The organism is Paenibacillus jilunlii (genome assembly GCF_900102965.1).
GTDB lineage: Bacteria > Bacillota > Bacilli > Paenibacillales > Paenibacillaceae > Paenibacillus_AQ > Paenibacillus_AQ jilunlii.
Genome location: NZ_FNGM01000013.1, coordinates 137,183 through 161,772, shown reverse-complemented (window position 1 = coordinate 161,772; position 24,590 = coordinate 137,183). Strand labels below are relative to the sequence as shown.

Annotated in this window: 18 protein-coding genes; 10 read left to right on the top strand and 8 right to left on the bottom strand. The window is 48.7% G+C overall.

The features are described 5' to 3' along the window. Positions 1-201: 201 nt before the first annotated feature. Positions 202-1,119 (bottom strand): HPr(Ser) kinase/phosphatase, encoded by a 918-nt coding sequence (gene hprK / locus BLQ82_RS21255; RefSeq protein ID WP_062525915.1) that lies wholly within the window; start codon positions 1,117-1,119, stop codon positions 202-204. Between the two features lie 363 nt (positions 1,120-1,482). Here hprK and BLQ82_RS21250 point away from each other — a divergent pair, with 363 nt between their 5' ends. The 4 genes from BLQ82_RS21250 to BLQ82_RS21235 all read left to right on the top strand — a co-directional run bounded on the left by BLQ82_RS21250 (position 1,483) and on the right by BLQ82_RS21235 (position 7,123). Beyond that, positions 1,483-2,973 (top strand): PTS transporter subunit EIIC, encoded by a 1,491-nt coding sequence (locus BLQ82_RS21250; protein WP_062525917.1) that lies wholly within the window; start codon positions 1,483-1,485, stop codon positions 2,971-2,973. Then, complete coding sequence (locus BLQ82_RS21245) at positions 2,970-3,821, top strand: PRD domain-containing protein (RefSeq protein WP_062525919.1); 852 nt, start codon at positions 2,970-2,972, stop codon at positions 3,819-3,821. Before BLQ82_RS21250 ends, BLQ82_RS21245 begins: the two co-directional genes overlap by 4 nt. Positions 3,822-4,098: 277 nt before the next feature. Further along, on the top strand, positions 4,099-5,556 hold the full coding sequence (locus tag BLQ82_RS21240) for a glycoside hydrolase family 68 protein (protein ID WP_062525921.1): 1,458 nt from the start codon (positions 4,099-4,101) through the stop codon (positions 5,554-5,556). A 4-nt stretch (positions 5,557-5,560) separates the two neighbouring features. Next, a complete protein-coding gene (locus BLQ82_RS21235; protein ID WP_062525923.1) occupies positions 5,561-7,123 on the top strand; it encodes a glycoside hydrolase family 32 protein in 1,563 nt (520 codons plus the stop codon). A gap of 78 nt (positions 7,124-7,201) precedes the next feature. Here the strand turns inward: BLQ82_RS21235 and BLQ82_RS21230 are convergent, their stop codons facing one another. Next, positions 7,202-8,728: a malate:quinone oxidoreductase gene (locus BLQ82_RS21230; protein WP_062525925.1), complete on the bottom strand. Its 1,527-nt coding sequence runs from the start codon at positions 8,726-8,728 to the stop codon at positions 7,202-7,204. Between the two features lie 310 nt (positions 8,729-9,038). On the opposite strand from BLQ82_RS21230, the gene BLQ82_RS21225 reads away from it, so the two are divergent. Together BLQ82_RS21225 and BLQ82_RS21220 are read left to right on the top strand one after the other, a co-directional pair. Continuing rightward, on the top strand, positions 9,039-9,776 hold the full coding sequence (locus BLQ82_RS21225; RefSeq protein ID WP_062525927.1) for a glycosyltransferase family 2 protein: 738 nt from the start codon (positions 9,039-9,041) through the stop codon (positions 9,774-9,776). Next, entirely contained in the window at positions 9,743-10,357 is a 615-nt protein-coding gene (locus BLQ82_RS21220; RefSeq protein WP_425287529.1) for a glycosyltransferase, read from the top strand. The genes BLQ82_RS21225 and BLQ82_RS21220 overlap by 34 nt, the downstream gene beginning before the upstream one ends. 94 nt (positions 10,358-10,451) lie before the next feature. On the opposite strand, the gene BLQ82_RS21215 is transcribed toward BLQ82_RS21220, so the two are convergent. Next, on the bottom strand, positions 10,452-11,723 hold the full coding sequence (locus tag BLQ82_RS21215) for a glycosyltransferase family 8 protein (protein ID WP_062525931.1): 1,272 nt from the start codon (positions 11,721-11,723) through the stop codon (positions 10,452-10,454). A gap of 119 nt (positions 11,724-11,842) precedes the next feature. Beyond that, positions 11,843-12,883, bottom strand: a complete 1,041-nt coding sequence (locus BLQ82_RS21210) for a sugar phosphate nucleotidyltransferase (protein WP_062525933.1) — start codon at positions 12,881-12,883, stop codon at positions 11,843-11,845. 331 nt (positions 12,884-13,214) lie between these two features. On the opposite strand from BLQ82_RS21210, the gene BLQ82_RS21205 reads away from it, so the two are divergent. Continuing rightward, entirely contained in the window at positions 13,215-14,075 is an 861-nt protein-coding gene (locus BLQ82_RS21205; protein ID WP_062525936.1) for a GNAT family N-acetyltransferase, read from the top strand. Between the two features lie 95 nt (positions 14,076-14,170). On the opposite strand, the gene BLQ82_RS21200 is transcribed toward BLQ82_RS21205, so the two are convergent. Both BLQ82_RS21200 and BLQ82_RS21195 read right to left on the bottom strand, forming a co-directional pair. Then, the gene (locus tag BLQ82_RS21200; protein ID WP_062525937.1) at positions 14,171-17,056 is read right to left on the bottom strand and encodes an S-layer homology domain-containing protein; all 2,886 of its coding nucleotides are present in this window, start codon (positions 17,054-17,056) and stop codon (positions 14,171-14,173) included. 188 nt (positions 17,057-17,244) lie between these two features. After that, the gene (locus BLQ82_RS21195; RefSeq protein WP_062525939.1) at positions 17,245-17,784 is read right to left on the bottom strand and encodes a DinB family protein; all 540 of its coding nucleotides are present in this window, start codon (positions 17,782-17,784) and stop codon (positions 17,245-17,247) included. 172 nt (positions 17,785-17,956) lie between these two features. Here BLQ82_RS21195 and BLQ82_RS21190 point away from each other — a divergent pair, with 172 nt between their 5' ends. From BLQ82_RS21190 to BLQ82_RS21180, 3 genes are all read left to right on the top strand, one after another. Beyond that, a complete protein-coding gene (locus tag BLQ82_RS21190; protein ID WP_062525941.1) occupies positions 17,957-18,334 on the top strand; it encodes a BlaI/MecI/CopY family transcriptional regulator in 378 nt (125 codons plus the stop codon). After that, positions 18,331-20,610, top strand: coding sequence for a M56 family metallopeptidase (locus BLQ82_RS21185; RefSeq protein WP_082722768.1), 2,280 nt, complete (start codon positions 18,331-18,333; stop codon positions 20,608-20,610). The genes BLQ82_RS21190 and BLQ82_RS21185 overlap by 4 nt, the downstream gene beginning before the upstream one ends. 144 nt (positions 20,611-20,754) lie before the next feature. Then, positions 20,755-21,690 (top strand): alpha/beta hydrolase, encoded by a 936-nt coding sequence (locus BLQ82_RS21180; RefSeq protein ID WP_062525943.1) that lies wholly within the window; start codon positions 20,755-20,757, stop codon positions 21,688-21,690. Positions 21,691-21,792: 102 nt separating this feature from the next. On the opposite strand, the gene BLQ82_RS21175 is transcribed toward BLQ82_RS21180, so the two are convergent. Together BLQ82_RS21175 and BLQ82_RS21170 are read right to left on the bottom strand one after the other, a co-directional pair. Beyond that, positions 21,793-22,557 carry an SDR family oxidoreductase gene (locus tag BLQ82_RS21175; protein ID WP_062525945.1) on the bottom strand — a complete coding sequence of 255 codons (765 nt, stop codon included), beginning with the start codon at positions 22,555-22,557 and terminating at the stop codon, positions 21,793-21,795. Positions 22,558-22,788: 231 nt separating this feature from the next. Further along, a complete protein-coding gene (locus tag BLQ82_RS21170) occupies positions 22,789-24,585 on the bottom strand; it encodes a helix-turn-helix transcriptional regulator (RefSeq protein ID WP_062525947.1) in 1,797 nt (598 codons plus the stop codon). Positions 24,586-24,590: the final 5 nt, after the last annotated feature.

Below are 24,590 nucleotides of genomic sequence, written 5' to 3'. Positions count from 1 at the left end.
AACAACGGTATTTCTGCCGTTGTTTCCGGGCAAACCGGCCTTCGGCGCTCTAACAACGGTATTTCTGCCGTTGTTCGTTACAAATTCATCCACAAGCGGAGGTGATCTTAGTTTCCTATACAACAAAAAAACCGCCCCCTTTTCCACGGGGAACGGCTTTCATCTAGGTCATTCCGGTAAAGTTCGCCCCTCAGCCTTCCCTCAAGACTGCATCCCGTCTTCAATCCGCTTCATGAATTCTTCAGCGGCGCTGTAGCCAAGCTGCTTGAGGTACCAGTTGTTAGCCGCCGCCTCAATCAATCCGGCTACATCGCGCCCCGGCTGGAGCTGGACCTCAATATGCGGAATTTGAACACCGAGATATTCCGTGAACTGGGGCACCAGCTCCAGCTCGTTATTCAGTGCATTTTCCCGCCATGGACACAGTTCAATATCAAGCACGATGCGCGTCTCGTCCTGAAAGGCCTTGCGCCCGTATTGGCGCACAACATTGATCAGGCCGATGCTGCGCAGCGCGAGGAATTCACGTGTGGTCTCATTATGTGTCCCGAGCAGCGTCGACGGGCCCAGCTTCTTGAGCACCACGATATCATCTGCCACGAACCGGTGGCCTCTGCGGATTAGCGTGTGCGCGGTCTCGCTTTTGCCGATCCCCGACTTGCCTCTGAGCAGGATGCCTATGCCCGATACGTTCACGCATACCCCATGGATCGACAGCTCGGGCGCCAGCGTTTTCACCAGGTAGCTGTCCAGCTTGGCAATAAACTCCGTTGTGGTGTCTCCCGTCCGCAGCAGCGGAATCCCCTCCTGATTGCAAAACAGCGTCAAATAAGGAATCTCCTGCTGCCCTGACGTCACGATAAAGCACGGCGGATGATATTTGACGATATTCCCGATATGCAGCTTGCGTTCTTCTACGCTTAGCGTCAATAAATAGTTGATTTCCTTGCGGCCGAGCACCTGTACCCGCTCCATGGGAAAAAAATCAAAATAGCCGACAAACTCCAGCCCCGGTCTATGCGTCCTTGGACGGGTAATTTCACGGTCCATACGGCTGGCACCCGCCAGCACTTCCAAATGGAACTTTTCCGTAAGACCTTGAACAGTGATAGACTTCATATGGTTCTCCTCCTGCGGCTTAGATGTATTCGGAATACGCCTGTATTTCGATCCTTTGCTTCCGGTTAATATTCAACGATCCACGGGAACATTCCTGCAATTGATTGATACGGGCTGCCAGCTGCTCCGATTCGAAAGGCCAAAGAGTGAGTCGGAATACCTGCTTTACCGCAGCAAGGTGGTAATTCCTGACCATTGATTTTGGAAACAATCATTGTCACAATAAGATTACATCCAAATATTACGAAGTTGTTACTTTTTGAGGCAGGCAAAGACCTGATGAGAGTCATGATGGGCCGTTCTGGAAATGACGGACGATGCTTGGCTCGAAGGTCTTTTTTTAGGTTTTGAGGAGGCGCTGCAATGCCCCATGACAATATTCCAACAGAACAAGATGGACTAACCGCAAAGGAAACCCGCAGCCCAGCCAGGGAATTGGCTGAACGTCTGATTAGCTTGTCCGGAGGCGCCGGCAATGTGCTGGAAGCCATTCACTGCACAACCCGGCTCCGCCTTAGGCTGCGGGAAAGCTCCCGGGTGGATGAAGCCGGAGTGTCCGGCATACCGGAGGTTCAGGGCGTATTCTTCCGGGCCGGACAGCTGCAAATTATACTAGGATCGTCCAATGTCTTCAAGGTACACCGTCAAGTTGTCCGCATCCTTCAAGAAGGCGGGGCCAAGCAGCAGCCGGAGGGTACCGGTGATCTGTCCCAAAAGAATCGTCCAGAGCAACAGGGCGTGTTAAAACAGATAGCCGATGCGGTCAGCTTCTTTTCGGACATCGTCGTGCCCATGATTCCGCTCTTTGTCGGGGTCGGGCTGCTGCTCGGTCTGCTCAGCATGATGGAGGGTTTCGGCTGGGCCCCGCGGGATAGTACCCCGTTTCGGACCTTGTCCTTGTTAACCGGATCGGCATTTCAGATGCTGGCGGTAATGTTCGGTTATCATACGGCCAGGAGATTTGGAGGCACGCCGCCGCTCGGTGCCGTAATCGGCATTGTCATGACCCATCCCGATCTTCTGCGTGTCACCGGACTCGGTGGAGCCCAAGGGAACTCCGCAGATCTATTGATTGCGCCGCAGTTCGGATATCAAGGGGCTATAATTCCCACAATTCTTGCAGTATTGGTGATGACGCTGATCGAGAAGGGGCTGCGCCGGATTCTCCCACCATCGACCTCGGTGATGCTGATCCCCTTTCTAAGCCTGGCCTCCGGAGGCGCCATTGCCATTCTGGCCATCGGACCGCTTACCTCTGAGCTTAGCGCTTCTCTTGGAAGCATGCTGGAGCTGGTATACAGATCTGGCGGTACGGTGTTTGGCCTGCTGCTTGGCGGAATCTACAGCTCGCTCGTTGTGAGCGGTCTGCATCACGGAATACAGGCCATAGAGATCGGACTGGTTACCAATCCGGACATCAGCGTCAATTTTTTGCTCCCTATCTGGTCTATGGCGAATATCGCACAGGGTGCGGCCGGACTGGCTGTGTATGCCAGAACCCGGGACCCGGCATTGCGGAACATAGCGCTGCCCGCCGCAATCACCGCCTTTTTCGGCATCACCGAGCCGGTTACCTTCGGGGTCAACCTGAAGCTTGGCCGCCCTTTCCTGGGCGCTGCGGCTGGAGGCGCTGCTGGGGGCGCTTATGTTGCCTTTCACCAGGTGGCAGCCGATTCGTTCGGTCTGACCGGCATTCCGATGATCGCTTTTATCGTCCAGCTCGGACAGATGAATGTTATCCATTATGTAATCGGTTTTCTGCTGGCAGCGGCAACAGCCTTTATGGTTACCTGGGTCCTTGGTGTTGACAAGCCGTCTGTCTATGGAACAAAAAAGCATAGGAGAATAACATGAAAATCAAAAAAATTCTGAACAACAACGCGGTTGTAGTGAACGACCTCGGAGAAGAAAAGATTGTCATGGGTTCCGGGATTGCTTTTCAGAAAAGAAAAAACGATATTATTGATCCGTCCCTTGTTGAGAAAGTATTCATTATGGACGACCCGGATCAATACGGGCATCTGCAGGAAATGCTGGGTACACTGCCCGAAGGGGAGATTGCGGCATCGGAACAAATTATTTCGTATGCAGAACAGGAGCTGGAAGTGACGTTTAATGAGCATATTCATATTGCGCTGACGGATCATCTCTCTTTTGCTCTGGAGCGTATCCGTAAAGGAACGATGATTCAGAACACGCTGCTGGATGAAATCCGCATTTTATACCCGAGGGAGTTCCAGATTGGGCTGCATGCAAAGAACATTATCCGCGAAGCATTGCAGGTCGATATCCCCGTGGATGAGGTAGGATACATCGCGATGCATATCCATACCGCCTGGAAAAACGCCGGGGTCCGCGGAACGGCTGCCGCAATGGCGGCAATGATCCGCGATCTTGCCGAAGGCGTGGAACAGGCCGCCGGCATTACGCTGGAACGGGGTTCTGCCAACTATGAGCGTCTGGTGACCCAGCTGGAAAATATCCTGCGAACCGATGAAAACGGCCAGCTGCTGAACGAGCTGAACCCGGAGATTGTACGGATTGCCAAAGAGCGCTACACCCGGGCTTATGTGCAGGCCATTGAGATCAGCGGGCGGGTTGAGGAGGATTATGGCTATATTCTCAGTGACAGTCAGCTGATATGTATTGCTATGGAGATCAACCGGATCAACACCCGATCGGGAAATGGTAATATATCCTAATTTGATATTTTAGGCCCATAGTCCCTAGAATTTATAATAAATAACATAAAATGATCGTTTCTTCTTAGAATAAAATAGGAGTATCGGTCTATAGCTATTATCCGTTATAAAATTATAGAATTAACGCGACAACAAAATATGTCGGGATTGTTACTGTTAAGCAGGCAAGACCTAAAAATCCGTTTGGGAACCGATACGTCCGCGTATCCCCAAGGGTATTTTTAGGTCTTTTTTCTGTTTAAGAGAAAATTTGCACAGAGAAAAGGAGACAGGGAATATGAATATCAAAAAGATGGCAAGACAAGCAGCAGCAGTAACCTTTGCAACAGCTTTACTTGCAGGTGGCGGAGCTTCAGCTTTGGCGAAGGGGAATGACAGCGGGGATTACAAAGAAAGCTACGGCTTTTCCCATATTACCCGCTCAGACATGCTGAAAATACCGGAGCAGCAAAAAAGCGGGCAATTCCAGGTTCCCGCATTCAATGCCGCCTCTATCCAGAATATTCCTTCTGCCAAAGGCTCGGATCAATGGGGCAACGCCATCGACCTTGATGTCTGGGACAGCTGGCCGCTGCAAAATGCGGACGGAACCGTTGCCGAGTATAATGGCTATCATATCGTTTTTGCGCTGGCGGGAGACCCCAAAAAAGGATGGGACACCTTCATCTACATGTTCTATCAAAAAGTGGGCGACACCTCCATTGACAGCTGGAAAAATGCCGGCAGAGTCTTTAAGGACAGCGATAAAAATGTTCCAAACGATCCGATTCTGAACAAGCAAGCCGAAGAATGGTCCGGTTCCGCAACCTTGACGAAGGATGGCAAAGTCCGCTTGTTCTATACCAACCGCCAAGGCTGGGACCCGGCACACGGATTTTTTGGCAAGCAAACCCTGACCACAGCGCAAGTGAATGTGTCGAAGCCGGATGCGGATACGCTGAAGGTGGATGGTGTGGAAGATTTCAAATCGATCTTTGACGGAGACGGAAAGTTCTATCAGAATGTGGATCAGGCTTTCGGTGGAGGCGATTATGCGGATAACCATACCTTAAGAGATCCTCACTATGTTGAAGACAATGGCCGTAAATACCTTGTTTTTGAATCGAATACCGGTACGGAAACGGGCTACCAGGGCGAAGAATCGCTGTACAACAGATCCTACTACGAAGGAAGCAAGGTCTTCTTCGAGGCTGAAAAGGATAAGCTGCTGTCCGGCCCTAAGAAATCGCTCGCAGCATTAGCGAACGGCTCACTGGGAATTATCGAGCTGAATGATGACTACACCCTGAAGACAGTAATGAAGCCGCTCATCGCCTCCAATACCGTAACCGATGAAATTGAACGGGCGAACGTGTTTGAAATGAATGGCAAGTGGTACCTGTTCACGGATTCCCGGGGCTCCAAAATGACCATTGACGGAATCGGCGCCAATGATGTATACATGCTGGGCTATGTAGCGGATTCATTGACCGGTCCTTATAAACCGTTGAACGGAAGCGGGCTTGTGCTGCACATGAACCTCGATCCTAACGACCTTACCTGGACATACTCTCACTTCGCCATCCCGCAGGCCGAAGGAAATAATGTGGTCATCACCAGTTATATGACTAACCGGGGATTATATGCCGAGCAGCATTCCACTTTTGCGCCAAGCTTCCTCGTGAATATTAAGGGCTCGAAAACTTCAGTGGTCAAAGACAGTGTCCTTGAACAAGGACAATTGACGGTTAATTAATCTTTTGAACCCAAAAAAACGTGTGTGGAAACGGTATTCCTTCTTATGCACAATTGGCTTGGGCCTTATCATCGCTATAGGGGCGGCGGCTTACTATTCCGGAAGGAACAATATCCCGGAGGAGGCCGCCCCTTCTCATTCACCGCCGACCTATCGGGCGGCCTACCATTTTACCACACCCGATAAGTGGAAGAACGATCCCCAACGGCCCATTTATCTGGATGGAGCATACCATTACTACTATCTGTACAACCGCGATTATCCCGCTGGAAATGGTACCGAATGGCGGCATGCGGTATCTACAGATCTGGTGCATTGGACTGATAAGGGAATCGCCATCCCCAAGTATACAACTCCCAACGGAGATCCCTGGTCAGGGTCGGTTGTAGAAGACGTGACAGGATCAGCCGGTTTCGGAAAAGGGGCTCTTGTCGCGATTATGACCCAGCCCTCCGCCAATGGCGGGCAGCAGGAGCAGTATTTATGGTACAGCACCGACCACGGATACACCTTTAGCGCTTACGGAAAGGCTCCCGTTCTGCCCAATCCGGGAACAGCCGATTTCAGAGACCCAAAGGTCATTTGGGATGACCTCTCTGGTAAATGGATCATGGTCTTGGCTGAAGGCACAAAAATAGGCTTCTATGAGTCCAAGAACTTAAAAGCCTGGCACTATATGAGCGGTTTCGTAACAGAGGGTATCGGAATTGTGGAATGTCCGGATCTTTACCTGCTGCATGCGGATGACGGGGCTTATAAATGGGTGCTTGGCGCCAGCGCCAATGGCATCGCCTCAGGAAAACCCAATACCTATGCCTACTGGACAGGAGATTTCGACGGTATGGCATTTCTCCCTGACCGGAAGGAGCCGCAGTGGCTGGATTACGGCTTTGACTGGTACGGTGCCGTAACCTTTGAGGATGGAGCAAGCCGCGACACCACGCATCACCGTTACGCCATGGCCTGGATGAATAATTGGGAATATGCCCATCATACGCCGACGATGCGGGAAGGCTTCAACGGAATGGATTCGATTGTTCGCCAAATTGAACTGAAGCAGGCCGGCGGGGACGGCTATCATCTTGTGTCGGAACCTCTTGAAGCTTTAGTCCAAGCGGACGGGGAGACTGCCACTTATGAACGATTCGTTGTGAATGGCTCTGCGGCACTTCCAGTCACAGGCGATTCGTACGAGCTCAACACCGATATCACTTGGTCTGAGCTTAAGAATGCGGGTGTAAGACTTCGGGAATCAGCCGATAAAAGCCGTCATGTGGATGTTGGAGTTTTTGCTGAAGCCGGGTACACTTATGTCAATCGGGCCTACACCGGGAATCCCGACAAGAGCGGAAAGTACATGGAAAGTACGGCACCCTTTGATGCAAGCAAGAAGAAGGTTCACCTGAAGATTCTAGTCGATAGAACGAGCGTTGAAGTGTTCATTGATGACGGCTCCGTCGTATATTCCAATGCCGTTTTCCCTGAATTAGACGATCAGGGGATTACACTGTTTTCCGACGGCGGCACAGCGGTTTTTAGCAATATGGTGATCAAGTCATTGAAATAAGTGTCCTCAGCAAACACCCGATTCCGCATCAACCGGAATCGGGTATTTGCTGATCTATTCGATCACTGTGCATATTGCCTAGGAAGAACTTGATATAGGCGCCTTTTTTTCATACTCCCCTGCTCTACCCGTCAGATTTAGGGAGCGGTCCGTTAATTTCTGAATTTCGTTTATCAGTTTAGGGTTTTCCATAAGAGTTACGCCATAAGCAGGAATCATTTCTTTTATTTTCGGCTCCCATGTCCTGATCTGCTGCGGGAAGCATTTGCCAAGGACTTCAAGCATGACCGAAACGGCGGTAGATGCGCCGGGCGAAGCACCCAGCAAGGCGGCTATCGACCCATCGGCGCTGCTGATCACTTCGGTGCCGAATTGAAGCGTGCCTTTGCCGGCTGCCGTATCTTTGATAATCTGCACGCGCTGGCCCGCTACTACCAGGTCCCAATCCCCGCTTTGGGCGTTCGGGACAAATTCCCGTAAAGCTTCTATACGCTGGTCTTTTGATAACATCACCTGTCCGATCAGGTACTTGGTCAATGAAAGGTTTTTCGCACCTGCCGCCAGCATTGTGGTCAGATTCCCCGGTTTTACTGAAGTTATCAGATCAAACATCGAACCGTATTTTAGAAACTTTGGTGAGAAGCCGGCAAACGGCCCAAAGAACAGCGATTCCTTCTTGTCGATTACTCTGGTATCCAGATGCGGGACAGACATAGGCGGAGCCCCAAGTGCAGCTTTTCCGTATACCTTGGCATGATGCTGTGCGACAATGTCCGGCTTCTGGCACACCATAAACAGTCCGCTCACTGGAAATCCCCCGATGCCCTTCCCCTCAGGAATACCGGATTTCTGCAGCAAATGCAGACTTCCGCCCCCGCCGCCGATAAAGACGAATTTCGCAGAATGGCGCGTAGTGGTTCCGTTGTCGAGATTCCGCACCTTCAAGTCCCAGGAGCCGTCGCTGGCACGTTTAATATCATCGACATTATGCTTGAATCGGATATCCGTGTTGTTGCTCTGTAAGTGGTCAAACAAAATGCGCGTTAAAGCGCCAAAATTCACATCCGTACCTGATTCGATCCGGGTCGCCGCGATAGGCTGGTTTATTCTTCTGTCTTTCATCATAAGCGGAATCCATTCCATCAGCTGCTCCGGATCATCGGAAAATTCCATTCCCTGAAACAGCGGATTTTGCGAAAGCGCTTCAAATCGTTTTTTCAAAAAGGTTACATCTGCTTCCCCTTGCACAAAGCTCATATGGGGCACGGGTACGATAAAATCCTGCGGATGCTGTATCCGTTTGCTTTTCACCAGATACGACCAGAACTGCTTGGAAAACTGATACTCTTCATTCACTTTTACAGCTTTGCTGATATCGATGGAGCCATCCGGCTGCTCTACGGTGTAATTCAGCTCGCATAGCGAAGAGTGCCCGGTTCCCGCATTATTCCATTCATTAGAGCTCTCCTCACCTGCACCTGCCCGCCGCTCAAACACTGTAATTTTCCAGTCCGGTACTAATTCTTTTAGCAGTGAACCTAACGTCGCACTCATGATTCCGGCACCAATTAAAATAACATCAGTTTTTGTTTGTCGGTTGCTCATTTTTACCGTCCTTCTACCCTACGGATTTGCAGGAAGGATTAAGGCGCTCCTGCTTAGGCGCCATACAAGCTAGGGTGCAGCCTAAACCGCACACCTTTAATGGATTAAAGAAGATCTATTCTTAGTGTATCACTATTATTTATAAATTTTAATATTTATCTATTTTTTTATAGAAAACGGAATCATTCCATGATCACATTGCCGCATATGTGCTCATTCTCTATTTTGTGGATATGCCGTTACCCCTGCCTGCCGTTTACATATTTTAAATGGAGATCATATAAATGCACACAGATAAGGGAGCGATGTAATGGAAGCTGGCACACAAAATTCTGTAAAAAAGCAGGGAGTTTCCATTATCACCTGCACGAACCGCCAAGGTTATTTGAAAAACCTGTTCAACAATTACAGCAGACAGCACTATCCAAAGAAAGAACTCATTATCGTTGTTAACAATAATAAAATACCGCTGGCCCCCTACCAGCATTTAGCCAAAAAGCTGCGAAACGTACACATATACCGCGTTCCCGAGCGTTTCTCTCTCGGTGCTTGTTTGAATTATGCCGTCAACAAATCGAAATACAGCTACATTGCCAAATTTGATGATGATGATTATTATGCTCGTTATTACTTGACAGAAAGCCTGCAGGTATTTCAAAGAACCAATGCCGACGTCATCGGAAAGCGGGCACACTATATGTATTTACGCGGATCTAAGACTCTGATTCTGCGCTTTCCACCCGATGAAAACCGGTCTGTAACCAAACTTCCGGGAGCTACCCTTGTCATTAAGCGGAGCGTATTCAACCAGGTCCAATTTCCTGATCAAAGCGTGGGTGAAGACGACCGCTTTTGTACCACAAGCAAGAGGAAGGGGTATAAGGTCTATTCTGCGGGAAGATATAATTTCGTCGCCATACGCAGAAAAAATTCATCCAATCATACATGGATCATTAGTGACAAGGAGCTGATCGCTCACCATAAAACCATCCCAAATGTGAAAAATTATAAAAAATGGGTACAACGAAAACCAAAGCGTGTCCTGTAATGGAGAATCATGACCATTCGTACGATAGGAACGCTGTATCCATAATCACCTGTACCAAACGGCAAAAATGTATGGACACCCTATTTCGTAACTATGCCAGGCAGAGTTATAGAAATAAGGAACTAATCGTGATATTAAATCATAAAAACCTGAAGATCACCGAGTATATAAAAGCTGCCAGAAAATATAAGAATGTAACGATCTATAGCTTGCCGGATGAAACATCGCTTGGACGTTGCCTTAGCTACGGGGTTGAGCGGGCTAACTGCAGCTTTATAGCCAAATTTGACGACGACGATTACTATGCTCCCGATTATTTAACCGACAGTATGCGAATTCAACGCCAGACTAACGCTGATATTGTGGGAAAACGGGCCCACTATATGTATCTGAGCGGTAAAAAACTGCTGTTGCTCCGTTACCCCAATAAGGAGAATCAAGCAAGCAAATCCAACTTTCTGGCGATTCGCAGGAGGAACTCCAAAGATCACACTTGGATCGTAAGTGAAAAATACCTTTTAACAAGAAATGTGAAAGTGCTGAAAGTGAATAATATAAGAAGATTTATCTGTAAAAGCTAAACGCACCGCCCGGGAAATAAAGAAGCAGATCTGTCCAAATCCCCGACAATTCTGCTTCTTTAGCGATTTATATTTCAAAGACGGACGATGCCCATCAGCCTGCTTTATGAAGTCTACGCTTATGCTTACGCTTCAGAGAGTATCTGCCTCTTCTCAGTGAAAGCCGTTTGATTACATGCTTTCTTCTGCTCACTGTCCGCAGCTTTTTCCTTCTCAGTTTCAGAATTCTTCTCTTTACATACCGGCACTTAATCCGTCTTGCACGCTTAATCGAACGATACCGGGCGCGGATTATTTTTTTTCTTCTCAGTCTGCGTCTTAGCCGCAATGTTCTGCGGAGTTTCCGTCTGTGCCGCCGCTTCACTGGAATATGATCCGGGGGCGGAGCAGGCGCTTCAGCGACTGGGATTTCCTGAACCGGAGGGGGCGGAAGCTGAATTTCTTGAACGGGCGGAGCTGGAAGCTGAATTTCTTGAACCGGAGGAGCCGGAAACTGAATTTGTTGAACCGGAGGTTCAGGAAAATGAACTTCTGGAGCAGGCAGTTCCACCGCCTGAACAGGCTCAAAAACCGGCTCCGGCGCATACCCTCCTCCCCAGCCCCAGGGGGTCATGGCGCGGAAATTATTGTATAGCTCCGCATGGGGGGAGTCTGCGTCCCACCATTTGCTGTCTCCGGCAAAATGAATAATTTTATGCTCCAGATCGAGTTCATTCTGAGCGAACGTATTAAAGCACTGGTCCAATTGTAAATAGTTGCAGCTGTACACCGCATTCAGAACGTCCTGGTCAGGCATGGTCATCTTAGGGAAATTCCGCAGGAAATTGAGCATTTCTCCATACCAGTTGTCTTTCTTGCGGATATTGTCCAGATGGAACAGAATGACGCCTGAGTTAAAGTACAGCTCCGCACTTAGCCCCATGGAGATAAAGTACTCCAGCAAATTTTCCCCTTGATCCAATACGGCACCCAAATAACGATCTCCCAGGTCAATGCTCCATAGTTCATTAATATCCAAATTGACCAAAATGTCGCAATCCAGATAAATCACTCTGTCTGTCTGGATAATTATTGGAAGCAGCAAGCGGTACATACTGGCCATTGTCCAGTAGTCGATTTTATGCACGCCTGCTGCCACTTCCTGCATATCCCCAGGAATTGTAACATGATAAAACAAGATGTTGTGATGAAATACATCGACCAGCTGAGTGAGTTTTAACTTGCTTTCCTCACTTAAGGAATCATCATGCACAATGTGCACTCTGATCGTTTGCTCGGTCTTGGAAAATATCGAGGCAAGAACAACAGCCGCATGCTCCGTATAGCTTCCGTCTTTGTCGTTAATCGTTAAAACTAATTCAACCATTATCAAGGATCACCTACCTTTAAAGTATACTAATGCACAGTTACTTGATGCACTCGACTACTTTAAGTGTATGTTTACCCTGGTGACCGGATTGGACTATTCCCCAGTTCATACCCATTTTATTTTGAATCGTTCTGCAAGCTTGCCTGAGTTCTTGTGACTGTTGCACGATCGCCCAGAATATGACGGGCCGGCTGCTCTTGAATTTCTTGTTCAGCCAGATGAACATATGAGCCAAAAACACTTCCCTCCGCATGAACATGGGACAATGCCACCTGATCCGTCAAAATGCTGTTCGATAGAATGGAATCTTCGACCACACTATTCGGGCCAATATACACATAAGGTCCAACCACACTGTTCGTCACGGTGGCAGTCGGATCAATCCTAACCGGAGGAATCCACTGGACAGAGCGGTGCATGCCGGATGGTTTCACAAAGTTCTGTGGATCCTGATCCATCTTGTAGCGATTCGCTTCAAGCCATCTGTCGTGGGTTCCGATATCAAAAAACGGCTCAGCTGCTATACTGTACACCACATGCCCGCCTTCTGTAATTAACAACTGAATGGCATCCGTCATCTCATATTCTCCACGCGGGGAGGGTGTCAGCCTGTCCATTGCCGGCCAGATGGCTGCAGTAAGCGCGTATACGCCAACAATAGCCAAATCGGATTTTGGATGTTTAGGCTTTTCCTCCAAACCGGTAATTTGCCCGGCATCGACGACAGCGACACCAAATTGACTAGGGTCTTTAACCTGCTGAAGCAGTATTGAAGCCGCAGCCTTGTCTGCATCCAATGACCGGATTAAAGGCGCTATATCCCCTTCATACAAATTATCGCCAAGCATCAATACAAAAGGGGAATCCGCCATAAATGACTTCGCGCTTTTCACCGCATCCGCCAGTCCCATAGGTTTTTCCTGCAGAAGAAAGGTTATTGAGGCATTCCACCGCTCCCCGTCCCCAATCGTTTGCCGGATCTCTCCCTGCGAATGGTTCACAACGATTCCAATCTCGGTAATTCCGGCCGCAACAAGCTTGTTAATGATGGAGACAAGAATATACTCCCCGTTAACAGGCAACATGCACTTTGGTTTGGTATAGGTTGAAGGCTGCAATCTGGTTCCCCGGCCAGCGCATAAAATTAATCCTTTCATAAACATACCCCCTGCTTATAAAATTAGTATCTTCGGACTCGGTATCAATGAGAACTCTTTACATTTTATGCACAAGCTATCGAGGGGCTTGGGTATATATTAAGCAGCAATGACCTATTAATCTATGATCCGGAAAATGTAAGCTCGTATAGAGGAATTTATAGGGAAGGTTGAAAACCCTTTAATCTCTGAGAAGAGTTATGTTATAGTTGCTGTGACTTATCAGGAGGCGATAACTATGATTACGATCATAACGGGACCCATTCTGGAAGGATAGCGCCTGCCGGTCCATAAACTGCGTGTTTCCTTCACTCATTGAAGGTGCAACTACATGTCCAACAATAACATCATTCCCATGCTTTATTATTCCAAGGAACAAATCGCTGGCATCACAAGGCTTGAGCAGGAATGCAGCCAATCAGATTCTTTCTACATCAATGCAGGCATTGAGCATCTCGCCAAAGCGGGTGGAGATCACGGAATCCTGTGTTATCAGGACAACCAAATCATCGGGTTGCTTAGCTGGTACACCTCTGATGGCAGCATCGCAAATATCAATGCCCTCGTTCATCCGCAGCACCGCCGCCAGGGAGTATTCCGCAGCTTGCTCGAGCGTGCTGCCGAAGATATGAAACCTCAAGGCATCCAATTTCTATGCTTCCGGTTTCCTCAAGGTTCGCAGGGCGGGCTTGCCGCTGCGCAGTCCCTTGGAGCAGTTTTTAACCGCTCTGAGTACTTGATGACATTAAATCCGATGAAAATCAACAGCCCAGTATCTACGGATCTATCTCTATTTCCCGCCCGGCCCGAGGACTTTGAGTTTATGGTAGCCTGCTCATCTGCGGCTTTTGGCGACTCGGAGGCTTGGACGCGCAAATATTTCACCAGAACCAATGAACCCGGCCGTGTCACTTACATCGTTTGGATGAATCATTGCCGGGCCGGGCTTATCCGATTCAATGACTTGAATGAACATACGGCAATCATCCATGATTTTTGTATTGTACCTTCTCATCAAGGAAAAGGGCTTGGACAGAACGTCCTTATCCTGGCGGTGGAGCTCTTATTACAGAAAGCCTATCAGCATATTCGTCTAAGTGTTGTTACGGATAATGAGCGGGCCTTGAATCTATACCGCAACGTTGGCTTTGAGGTTAAGGTTGAACACCAGTACTATATGAGCAGTCTATAATACCGGGCGCACAGCCCATATACCACGCAAACCATTGGCTTTATTTCCAAAAGAAACGGCTGGTCTCAGGTTTCCCTGATCCAGCCGTTTTTGGATTATTTCAATATTACATTATCGATCAGTATTGCCGTATCGAAGACACTGTCTCCCTGATCCCAAACATGGAAGCGAAGGACAATTGATGCCTTGCCGGCAAATTGGCTTACATCGAATTGTACGTGTTTCCAATTCGTCATGTATGCTGTCTGATCCCCGCCGTAGAAATCAACCGCTACTTTGTTCTCATCAATCCAATATGCCTTGGAGCCATTAATCGATTCAGTCCCGATAATGACGGATTCATTACCATAGACATTGGACGTTACCGTTTCTCCCCCATTCACATGAGAGGTAACAAGGGACGCCGTATTGATGTATACACTGGAAGTTACCGTTGCTTTAAAAGTGTCATTGAATTTGGTTCCAACGAATTCCTTTGGTTCCTCAGAAATGAAGTTGTAGTCGAACGAAAGGGTTGTCGCTCCTGCCGGAACTATGAAACTTTGCTCGATATAACTATCCGAATTGTAGTCGTAGCCTCCGTTATCGTTGTTCTCAAACCCAAGGCCGGTGCTGATAATAGCCATGTAGTTACCCTCTGTCGGTTTAAGCGGCCCCAGCTTGGAGATCACCCGGACATCCCCGTTTCCATTCCAGCCGATCCAATTTCCGCCTTCAAAGGTTCCGTTGATCACACCCTCTGTCTTAGCGCCAATGTTGCTTCCTTTCATGGAGAAAGCTGCCAGACCATCGTTTGCTCCATGGGCAGCCACCGCTGCCTGGAAGGCTTCTTCGGTTGTCTTGTTCTCATCGGCCAATGCGGTGAATACGGACTGGACAACCGCTTGATCATAAGCAAGCTTTACATAATCTGTATATCCATAATATGTGCCAGCACCATTGTTAATGAACGCATCTGCCATGGAATCGTTATATGCGCTCCGGCAGCTGCCATTATATACGATCGTATCGGGAAGCATGTCGTTATATCGTGTAATAAAAGAAGGCGTAATAGCATAATAACCGGAGATAATAGCCAGTCTTCCCTTTTTCAAGTCCAGCTCATACGCTTTTTTACTCTCTGCCGTTGCCTTTTCTCCTGTCAGGAACATGACTTGTGGTCCAGCATACTTGAAATCAATGCCGTATTTATTATGGAGTTTCTGGAGCACGGTTTCATCATAGAAGGTATCCCCGTGAGTGTCCAAAACAACGACTCCATACTGATTCAGTCCTTTAAAGAAGTTAACATCCGCTGCGGTATCTTTTACTCTTTCCACAAGGAAAGGGTAGTTCGACTGAACGAAGTTATTATATACAGTGTCATAAACAGTCGAAGATTGAAGCTTGCCGGAAAACGGAGAAATCACAGCAACCCGCTTGCTTCCTATGGTTGCAACGGTTTGTTTCACGTCTTGCGTTAGCGCATTAGCTGCCAATGCATTACTGGACGAAGCCTCGTCTACGGTACTGCTTAATCCTTTTGTATTCTCAGGAGCGGCAGATATTCCCCCCAGAATCCCGTTGTCCAGCAAATACCAGATGCTTCCTCCCTCACCCGAAATACCGGCATGCTCTACTTCGTCTTGTGTTTGGAGCCAAGCCACTGTTTCTTCCTTTGCTTTTTGCACATCGCCATATTCTGTGACCAGATGATCAAGCTTAGCCTGCGTGTTATTTTCAATGATTTCTGTTTGTTCAAGCTGTTCATCCGTAAGATGCTTCATTACAGATAATTTAAAGACTGTGCTGCTTGGTACATCTCCTGCAAACGCCTGCAGATTTATGTATCCCTCCGTACTTTCAGTCAATACTGCTTTGCCGCTGTAGATCCCGTCTGCCTTAAGACTGTCTCCATGATCTGCTAAACCATCATCATACAGTGAGATGATCTGGGAAATCACTTTGCCGCTGTCATCTACTTTATAGACACTCGCATTTACCGTTTCCGCTGAATTAAGCGATGAACGGAATATGACTTCAGTTGGCTCTTCCGCATAAATGGCATCTGTGTTCTCCCCCTTCACCACAACCTGGAGACCGTTTGCCGGTGCAGGTGCTGGCGTTGCCGGTGCAGGTGTAGGCGTCGCCGGAGGTGTTGCTGGTCCAGGCGCTGTCGGTGCAGGGGTTGGAGTTGCTGGTGAAGAGGTTCCCGGTGCAGAAACTCCCCCAGAAGTCCCGCGGTCAGTTGTTACCTGGGTTGCAGCCGGGGTTATAGCCGGGGTTTCCACAGGATTCTTACCCTTATTAGCCTCTTCAGCAAGAAGCTGCTTGGATTTCTCGACGTACACTGATTTATTGGTTTTGAACTCATAAGCCAGACGAGCCAGGGCCTGGCGCTCCGCATGCTCTTTCGGTTTGAATTTCAGCGTCCCGTCACTGCCCTGGACCCCGTTGATGAAGCCATTTTTGAAGGCAAGGGATACTTGCGCTTTTGCCCATTCGGACACCTCCGAAATATCCGACAGCTTGCTATCAACCGGAAGCTTCTTCGCCGTATCCTCCAGTCCGAAAGCTCGGATGAAAAACACGACCAGCTCTTCGCGGGTGACACTCGAATTAGGGCTGAAGGTAGTCGCTGATGTTCCTTCCGTGATACCCGACTCTACCAGTGCACCTACATAGCCGCGGTACCAACTTTTCGAGTCAACGTCTTTAAACGGTGCCGCTTGGTCACCATTTACTTTTAAGCCGAGGGACAGGACGATGATTTTGGCCAGTTCGGCGCGTGACATAGCCTTATTCGGTTTAAAGGCGTTATCTTCATACCCTGAGATTATTCCTGCTTCTGCTAATGATTGAATCTCCTTTTGCGCATAAGATCCGGCGATGTCTTTGAACTGCGCCGCCTCACCAAATACCATATGTGGCATAAGGGTGCTTACTAACAGAGCAAATACAATCATCAGACTGGCTTTACGGCGTACTGCATGGAATAGCATTGTCGTCTCCCCTTCATTATGTAAAATATCAATGAGTATTGTCGTCCTATTAGGTCCTAAGGATGGTTTTTAGACCATAATTCGACAACTACTTGATTTTACAATAGGCCCTGGGGAGTTTACAATCTTTATCGGTATTCATTTCCAGTACTTAAGGGCCACTTTGGATAAAGCCTATCTATCCCGTGCTATGCATTGCCTTCCAAAAACCTTCTCAACCGGTCCATCTGCAGCAGATGATGACGATAGTGCATTTCAATAAGCAAAAACCATTCTTGTGCATTGAGCGGACCGAATCGCGGATGGGGCACCGTGTTCTGCATTGTCCCCTTTTCAAGCTGCGGCAGGACTTCTTTCATGCGATCAATCACCGTATACAATCCCTGAATCAGCTGCTCTTTGCTCTCCGGCTGCCCCGGAGTGTATTGCGGTGAAGGCGGAACATGAACGCGTATTGGCGGAAAGCTTCCTTGATCGAATATCGCTGTGCCCTCTTTAGTTTTTACCGCTATAGGGGCTGCAGAATCCTCGCTTGGGGCCAGGCACTGTTCAATATTGCGAAGCTGCATATACAGCGCCGAGTTAATTAAATGCTGATACATTTGTCCCAGGGACCACTCGTCCTCCGCAGGCTTACGCTGCAACTGCTCCATGCTGAAACCGTCTAATTCCTGAATATAGTGATTTGCAGTTTCTTCAAAACGCTGTAGTGCTTCGGTGGTATTCATATTTTCAAACAGCTCCTTTATTAACTATCTGACCTGACTATACAAAAACGCTACTGACAACAGTATGTCAGTAGCGTTTTTAAGTGTATCGGCTTGACATTTTTCGTTTACGTCTGTAAACTCTGAGTATCGTTTACAGATGTAAACGAAAAACAGTGAAAAGAGGCAGCTTATGAACGAGTCCCCCCGCATTACCGAGGCTGAAAGCGAAGTGATGAAGCTTCTTTGGGAGGAGGAGCCTTTATCCGCGAATGAGATTATTTCTAAACTGACGCAGCAGATGGAATGGTCGGATCAAACCATCAAAACCTTCTTAAACCGCCTACATAAGAAGAAGGCCATCCGATTCGAAAAATCAGGCAGGAACTATTTGTACTATCCGCTGGTTTCGCATGATGAATATCTAAAAGCTGAAAACCGCTCTTTTCTCGACAGGGTTTATAAAGGAGCCGCCGGGCTGCTATGTGCAAAATTTCTCCAGGAAGAACAGCTTTCTGAGAAAGATATCGAAGAGCTGCAACAAATTTTGAACAACAAGAAGAAATCATGAAGCCATTAGAAACGATGTTCACCCTCATGCTGACCGCGTCACTGACATCGACAGTAATCCTGTTATTGCTGCTCCTGACCCGGAAGCTGTTCCATAAGCACCTCAGCCCCAGAATTGTTCATATATTGTGGCTCTTTGTGTTGATTAAGCTGCTTGTTCCAGTGGCTCCGCAAAGCCATGTCAGCCTATTTAATCTGTTCCCGCACACTGTGCCTGCTGAATGGTCTTGGCAACAGAAGAGTATTCATCCAGGTATCTCTTCCGAATCCGGCCACAGTACAATAGCAGCATCCGATAATAGCAGGGAAAAAAGCCTTTTGTCAGAATCAATCCCGAACCGGACGGAGCAACCTGCTCCCGCTATAGCACAACCGTCCCTTGCAGATCAAGTCTATGAGGAAGAACGGGATGGACAACATTGGATAACTATCGGGGCGCTGGTCTGGCTCGGCGGACTTCTATTATTGGGCGGCTATTACTTGTGCAGCGTGCTGATATTCAGAAAAAGAGTTGAAAGCTCCCGCAAGCCCGGCACCCAAGAGGTACTCACTATTCTTGAAGCGTGCACAAAAAAACTGAATCTCCATCAAACGCTTCCCGTCTATGAGGCAAGCAGTCTCCGCAGCCCCTGTCTTCACGGCTTATTACAGCCTAAAATTTATTTACCTGAGGATATTGCCGTGATCGCCGATTCTAATCAGCTGACACATATCCTGATGCATGAGCTTACTCATTACAAGCGTAAGGATTTGTGGTTCAACTTTCTGTGGATGCTGTCCATAGGGCTGCATTGGTACAATCCTTTTGTCTGGCTGGCCGTGAGGAGGATGAAAGCCGATCAGGAGGTCGCCTGTGATGCGGGTGTTCTTGAAGTGCTGGGCGCACGTGAATCTTCGTCATACGGTATGACTCTGCTGATGCTGTCGCGGTTATTTTCCCAAAAATCCGTTCCCGGGATCAACCTGACACATTTTGGGGAGCACAAGAATGAAACGAAACGGAGAGTTGTGATGATTACCAGGTTCAAAAGAGGTTCGTACAAGCTATCTGCCGTGGCTATTCTGCTGATCGTTGCCTTGGGCGCCATCTTGCTGACCCATGCGTCAACCACCGGAAATGGCACACAATCGGATGTTAGTCCCCAGGCAACTAACTCTAAGGAGGAGACAGCCTCTTCTTTCAGAATTGTCAGGCCCATTGATTCGTTCAAATGGTTTAATAATCTGGGTCGGGCTCTGGACTTCTCAAAATTCAGCTTTAAAGTTCCTGATTACCTGCCTGAAGGCTACGAGTTTCAAGATGTTGAATGGAATAAGAATTTTTCTGATCCTAACCAGACAGATTTATTGGATTTCGTCAGCATGACTTATGTATCCCACTTTGGCAGTGAACAAGAGCAAATCATAGAGATGCTCGCTTCCAAAGGCAAGGGCAGTATGCTGGAGCACAATCTGCTGCGGGGTGCTTCATATTCCCAAGAGACCATTCAAGCACCTTCTTACCGGCAGGACGCAGTTACCATCGGCAATGTCAAAGGCGTTGTATTCACGAACATGCAAGCTAACAGGCATAAGCCAGGAACGGCTAAAAGCTTTGTCTGGCAGGATGACGGGGTATGGTACGCAATCAATTATTATGACGGGAACGACATCTCAGAAGAAGAGATTCCTTATTATCGGGGAAAAATTTCACAGGAAGAGCTGGTCAAAATTGTACAATCCTATACTTTTCCGCAGAAAGTCCAGCATATCCGTTACGACGGAGAGGGGAATTCGTTCCCTTTATACGATCAGAGCGATTTGCTCAAGGCGAAGAATATTCTCGGCTTCAAGGTGAAGTTTCCGCTCAAATTGCCCGATACCACGCTTACGCTGTTCGACTCGATTTTGCTGAGGGCTAATGATCAGAATACCGGGTATTCGTTCAGACAATCTGCCGATACTCTTTGGAATACCTATCGGGCGCCGCACGATTCCCAAATCTATGAGCTGAATGACGAAGTTTACCTTTACCAGAACAAAACGCCGCTTTTCGATGCGGCTAAGCTGTCACCTGTCCGGAAGCTGGAGATGAACGGCATTGAGGTCTCGGCCTACAATGATCCCAATCACGTCTACTACGGGCCAATCCATTCCGACGAAGATAAGCTAAAGCTCAAAAGTCAAACCTTTTACCTCTGGCAGCATGACAGTATTTATTATGCAGCAGTCTTCCTGGGCATGGACCAAAATCAGGAAAAGATTCTGGAAGCTTTGGTTACAGCCCCCTCTCAATAGACTGAGGATTCTACCACTTTAACGGAAACTTAACTACACCTCCTAGCGGCTTATTATAGTTAAGCTTCAAGAAAGGCAGAGTTACGCTGCATCTAAGACTGGCTTGTTATAATGGATGAATCAGATCGTGAAGGGGTTGGGCTGGTGAAGAAGATTTTTATTTTTTTACTTAAGGCAATCATATCCTTGTTTATATTAACCGGGCTTTTTCTGGGGACTGTTTATACAGTGAATGTGATCAGCAGCAAATCGGAGGCAGCCAAAATCAAAGCCTATGGCCAGCTTGTCCCTGTGGATGGGAAAAACATGAATGTTACGATTCAAGGAAAAGGCGAAGAAACCGTCGTCCTCCTGCCCGGTTATGGGACAGCGGCACCGGGGCTTGATTACCAGCCGCTTGTGAAAGAACTATCCCCATTCTATCGAGTGGTAGTGATTGAGCCCTTTGGCTATGGATTAAGTGATGTCAGTGATAAAGCACGAACCATTGAAAACATCGTTGCTGAGATTCATGAATGCCTGCAGCAGTTGAATATTCACCGTTACACACTGATGGGTCACTCCATTGCCGGAATTTATGGACTGGATTATGTGAACCAATACAAAGACGAGGTTACCGCATTTGTCGGGATCGACAGCAGCTTTCCGACACAAGGCAGTTTGGAAGAGCTTCCGGCTGGAGCCTATAAACTGCTCAAAAAATCAGGCTTCTACCGGTTGCTGGTGAAACTGAACCCTGACCAGATTATTGCACCTGCCGTGGATGCTGAAACCAAAGAACAGATCCGCATGCTCTCTCTCAAAAATATGATGAACCCAAATATCATCAGTGAAAGCGAGAACTTCAAGCACAATTTTCAAGCTGCGGAGGCCTTCAGCTTTCCTGCGGATCTGCCAGTAATCTTCTTCCTGGAAGAAAATAACACAGATGTAGCGGACTGGGTGCCCAAGCATAAAGAACAGATCAAAAATTCTGTACATGGTAAAGTCATGACCATGGAAGGAGATCATTATTTGCACCATACCCGTTCCAAAGAAATCGTCCAGAACTTCAGGAGTTTTATGGCAGGCATACAGTAAGGCGCAAAATGGATAGAAAAAACAAAGAGGAGGGGGTTATCCCCCTTCTCTCACCTGCCTCTGTACATACGGGTCCGCATACAGCGGCTCCAAAAGGTGAACCTACAGATGTGATCCGCCGCTTGCATCGAGCAATTGGCCGGTGACCCAGCGGCTGTCCCGCGAAGCCAAAAAAGCAGCAATATCAGCGATATCCTCGGGCTCTCCCCATCTGTTGAAGGCGGAAAGACCGGCTGCATACTTCTGACCCTGCGGATTCTGCAATGTTTCTGCATTCATCTCTGTGTTAATAATGCCCGGCTGGATGGCGTTGACCGTAATATTGCGGGGCCCCAGTTGTTTGGCCAAAAGCTGTGTGAACGTATCGATGGCCCCTTTTGACATGCTGTAGCAAAACACACTTGGAGAGGCTGCGCGTGTTACAAAGGATGAAATATTAATAATGCGCCCGCCGTCCTTCAGACGCGGCAATGCTTGCTGGGTAACAAAAAGCGGCGCCTTGACGTTGATCTTCATTACTTCATCAAAAGATTCTTCCGTCGTCTCTTCCAGGGTAATCACTTGACCGATCCCGGCATTATTAACAAGAATATCAAATCCGCTGCCGTCTGTTTGTTCCCGAATAACGTCATCTAACGCCGCAAATAAATCATGAACGCCATCGAGAGTTCCCAGATCTGCACCGATCACACATGCGTTCCCTCCACTTTGCCTGATTTGGTGAACAACGGCCTCCGCCTCATTTCGTCTTTTTCCATAGTGCACGACAATATATGCACCCTCTTGTGCCAGACGCAATGCGATGCTCCGGCCGATCCCCCGGCTTGCTCCAGTGATTAAAGCGAGTTGACCTTCCAACCTGCTCATGCTCTCATCTCCTTTATCCGAATTCAATACAGTTATATCACAGAGTAATTTTTGAAATGTTGCTCTCTTATTTAGCACCCGTGCACCCCCCAAAAAATGAACGGCTGCACTGTCCGGTTAAGGACGGCGCAGCCGTTCTGTTTTGATAACATTTAGTGGATCTCCTACATGACTGCACTTCGTGCAGTAGACATTCATGCCGCTATTGGCGGCGTCTTGTTCCTATTAAGCTTATTGTGTCCGCCGCTGCACCAGCTGCTCTTTCCTGCTCTTCTCTACAGCCTCGTCGCGGTCGCCCACCTGCAGCTTCAGATAAATGGCTGAAATATAGTTCCGGACGGTTCCCTCTGACAGATGCAGCTTCTGGGCAATCTGTTTGTTGCGCAGTCCCTCCGTCAATTCCTGCAGTACCTCCAGCTCCCGCTCGGTCAGGTCATACGGATTCAGCGAAGCTTCCAGCTGCTGATCCTGGAACAGCTGCTGGGCCACCTCTTGCGAAATCATGGTCCCGCCTCCGTAGATCAGCCGGATGGTCGCAGCCAATTCCTTGGGATGGAGGGTCTTCAGCAGATACCCTTCAGCACCAAGCCGCAGCGCTTCTGACGCATAGGTAATCTCCTCAAAGGTTGTAATGATAATGACCCGGATCTCCGGCCACTTCTCCTTAAGCTGCCGGGTAGCCTCCAGACCGTCCATCTCCGGCATGTGAATATCCATCAGGACAATATCCGGCTGCTCTGCGGCGCACTGCTCCAGCGCCTGCTTGCCGCTCGCGGCAGTGCGGAGCCGGAAATCCTTCTCCTCCCCAAGCAGCAGCCTCAGGCTCTCGCGGACCAGCGGCTGATCATCTGCCAGCAGGATATCAATCCGCCGTTCACCTTCCTGCGCCTGGTTAGGGATGATACAGGTCACCAGCGTCCCGTCATTCTCCTGGGAATCGATATATAGCTTGCCCTGCAATGCCGCGAGACGCTCCTTCATCCCCGTCAGGCCGAAGCCGTAGCGCAGCTGTGCAGTTCCCTTGCCGTTGTCCTGAATCTGCAGCATGAGCTGGGCCGGATCATATTGCAGAACCACCCGGATGGCGCTGGCCTGCCCATGCCTGCTGGCATTGGTCAGTGCCTCCTGCAGCGAACGGCATAACGTATGCTTGGCCTGCTTAATCACTGCATAAGGCTCGCCCATCGTGCGGAACGACAGTGTGACTCCCGTATTGGATTCGAACTGGCCCGCAATCTCCATTAAGGCCCTGTCCAAGGTCACCGGCTCTTCCAGCGGGTCCATCTGGTGGACCTGCAGCCTCACATCGTCCAGCCCCTTGCGGGCCAGCTCCAGTACTCCCTGAAGCTTAAGCTCACCTTCCTGCGGAGCTACATGCGGCCTTAGCGTTTCCAGCCCCAGAATGATCGAGGTATAGCTGTGCCCAATGGTATCATGCACTTCCCTTGCCATCCGGTAACGCTCCTCCAGCAGGGTCATGCGTTCAATCTGAGAGGAATACTGCTCCAGAATGGCATATTGCTCGTTGACCAGCGCCAGTTTTTGCCGGATCCCGTTAACCGACTTAGCCCCCATCTGCAGTCCATAACCGGCAGCGTACACGAACAACCCGTCCGACAGGCTCTGCCAGATAAGCGGGTGCGTCAGGCCTGCCTGTATTGTGGGTCCGGCACTTAAGCTGAACAGCAATAAGGTAAGCGGAAGCGTATATAGGTGCGCCTTGCCCCGGGTATGGAAAGCAAGCATCAGCACGGCTGGCAGGAATAATCGCGTTAAGCCATAATAGTACGCCAGTGCCAGCGCGATCCCGCCTGCGAGTATAAGTTCCAGAAGAACATACCTCGTTGTGAAATTCCGTCCAACCCATGCAGGAACTACGCCGCTCAGCAACATCGCTGGCAGCACAAGCAAGAGCGGGAAATCCGGCTTATCCTGATACATCAATATAATGACAGCCATGCTCCATAACAGGCGCAGAAGCAGAACCGTTCGGTCTTGCCAGGCCCACCGGGCATTATTCTTTTGCATCAGTC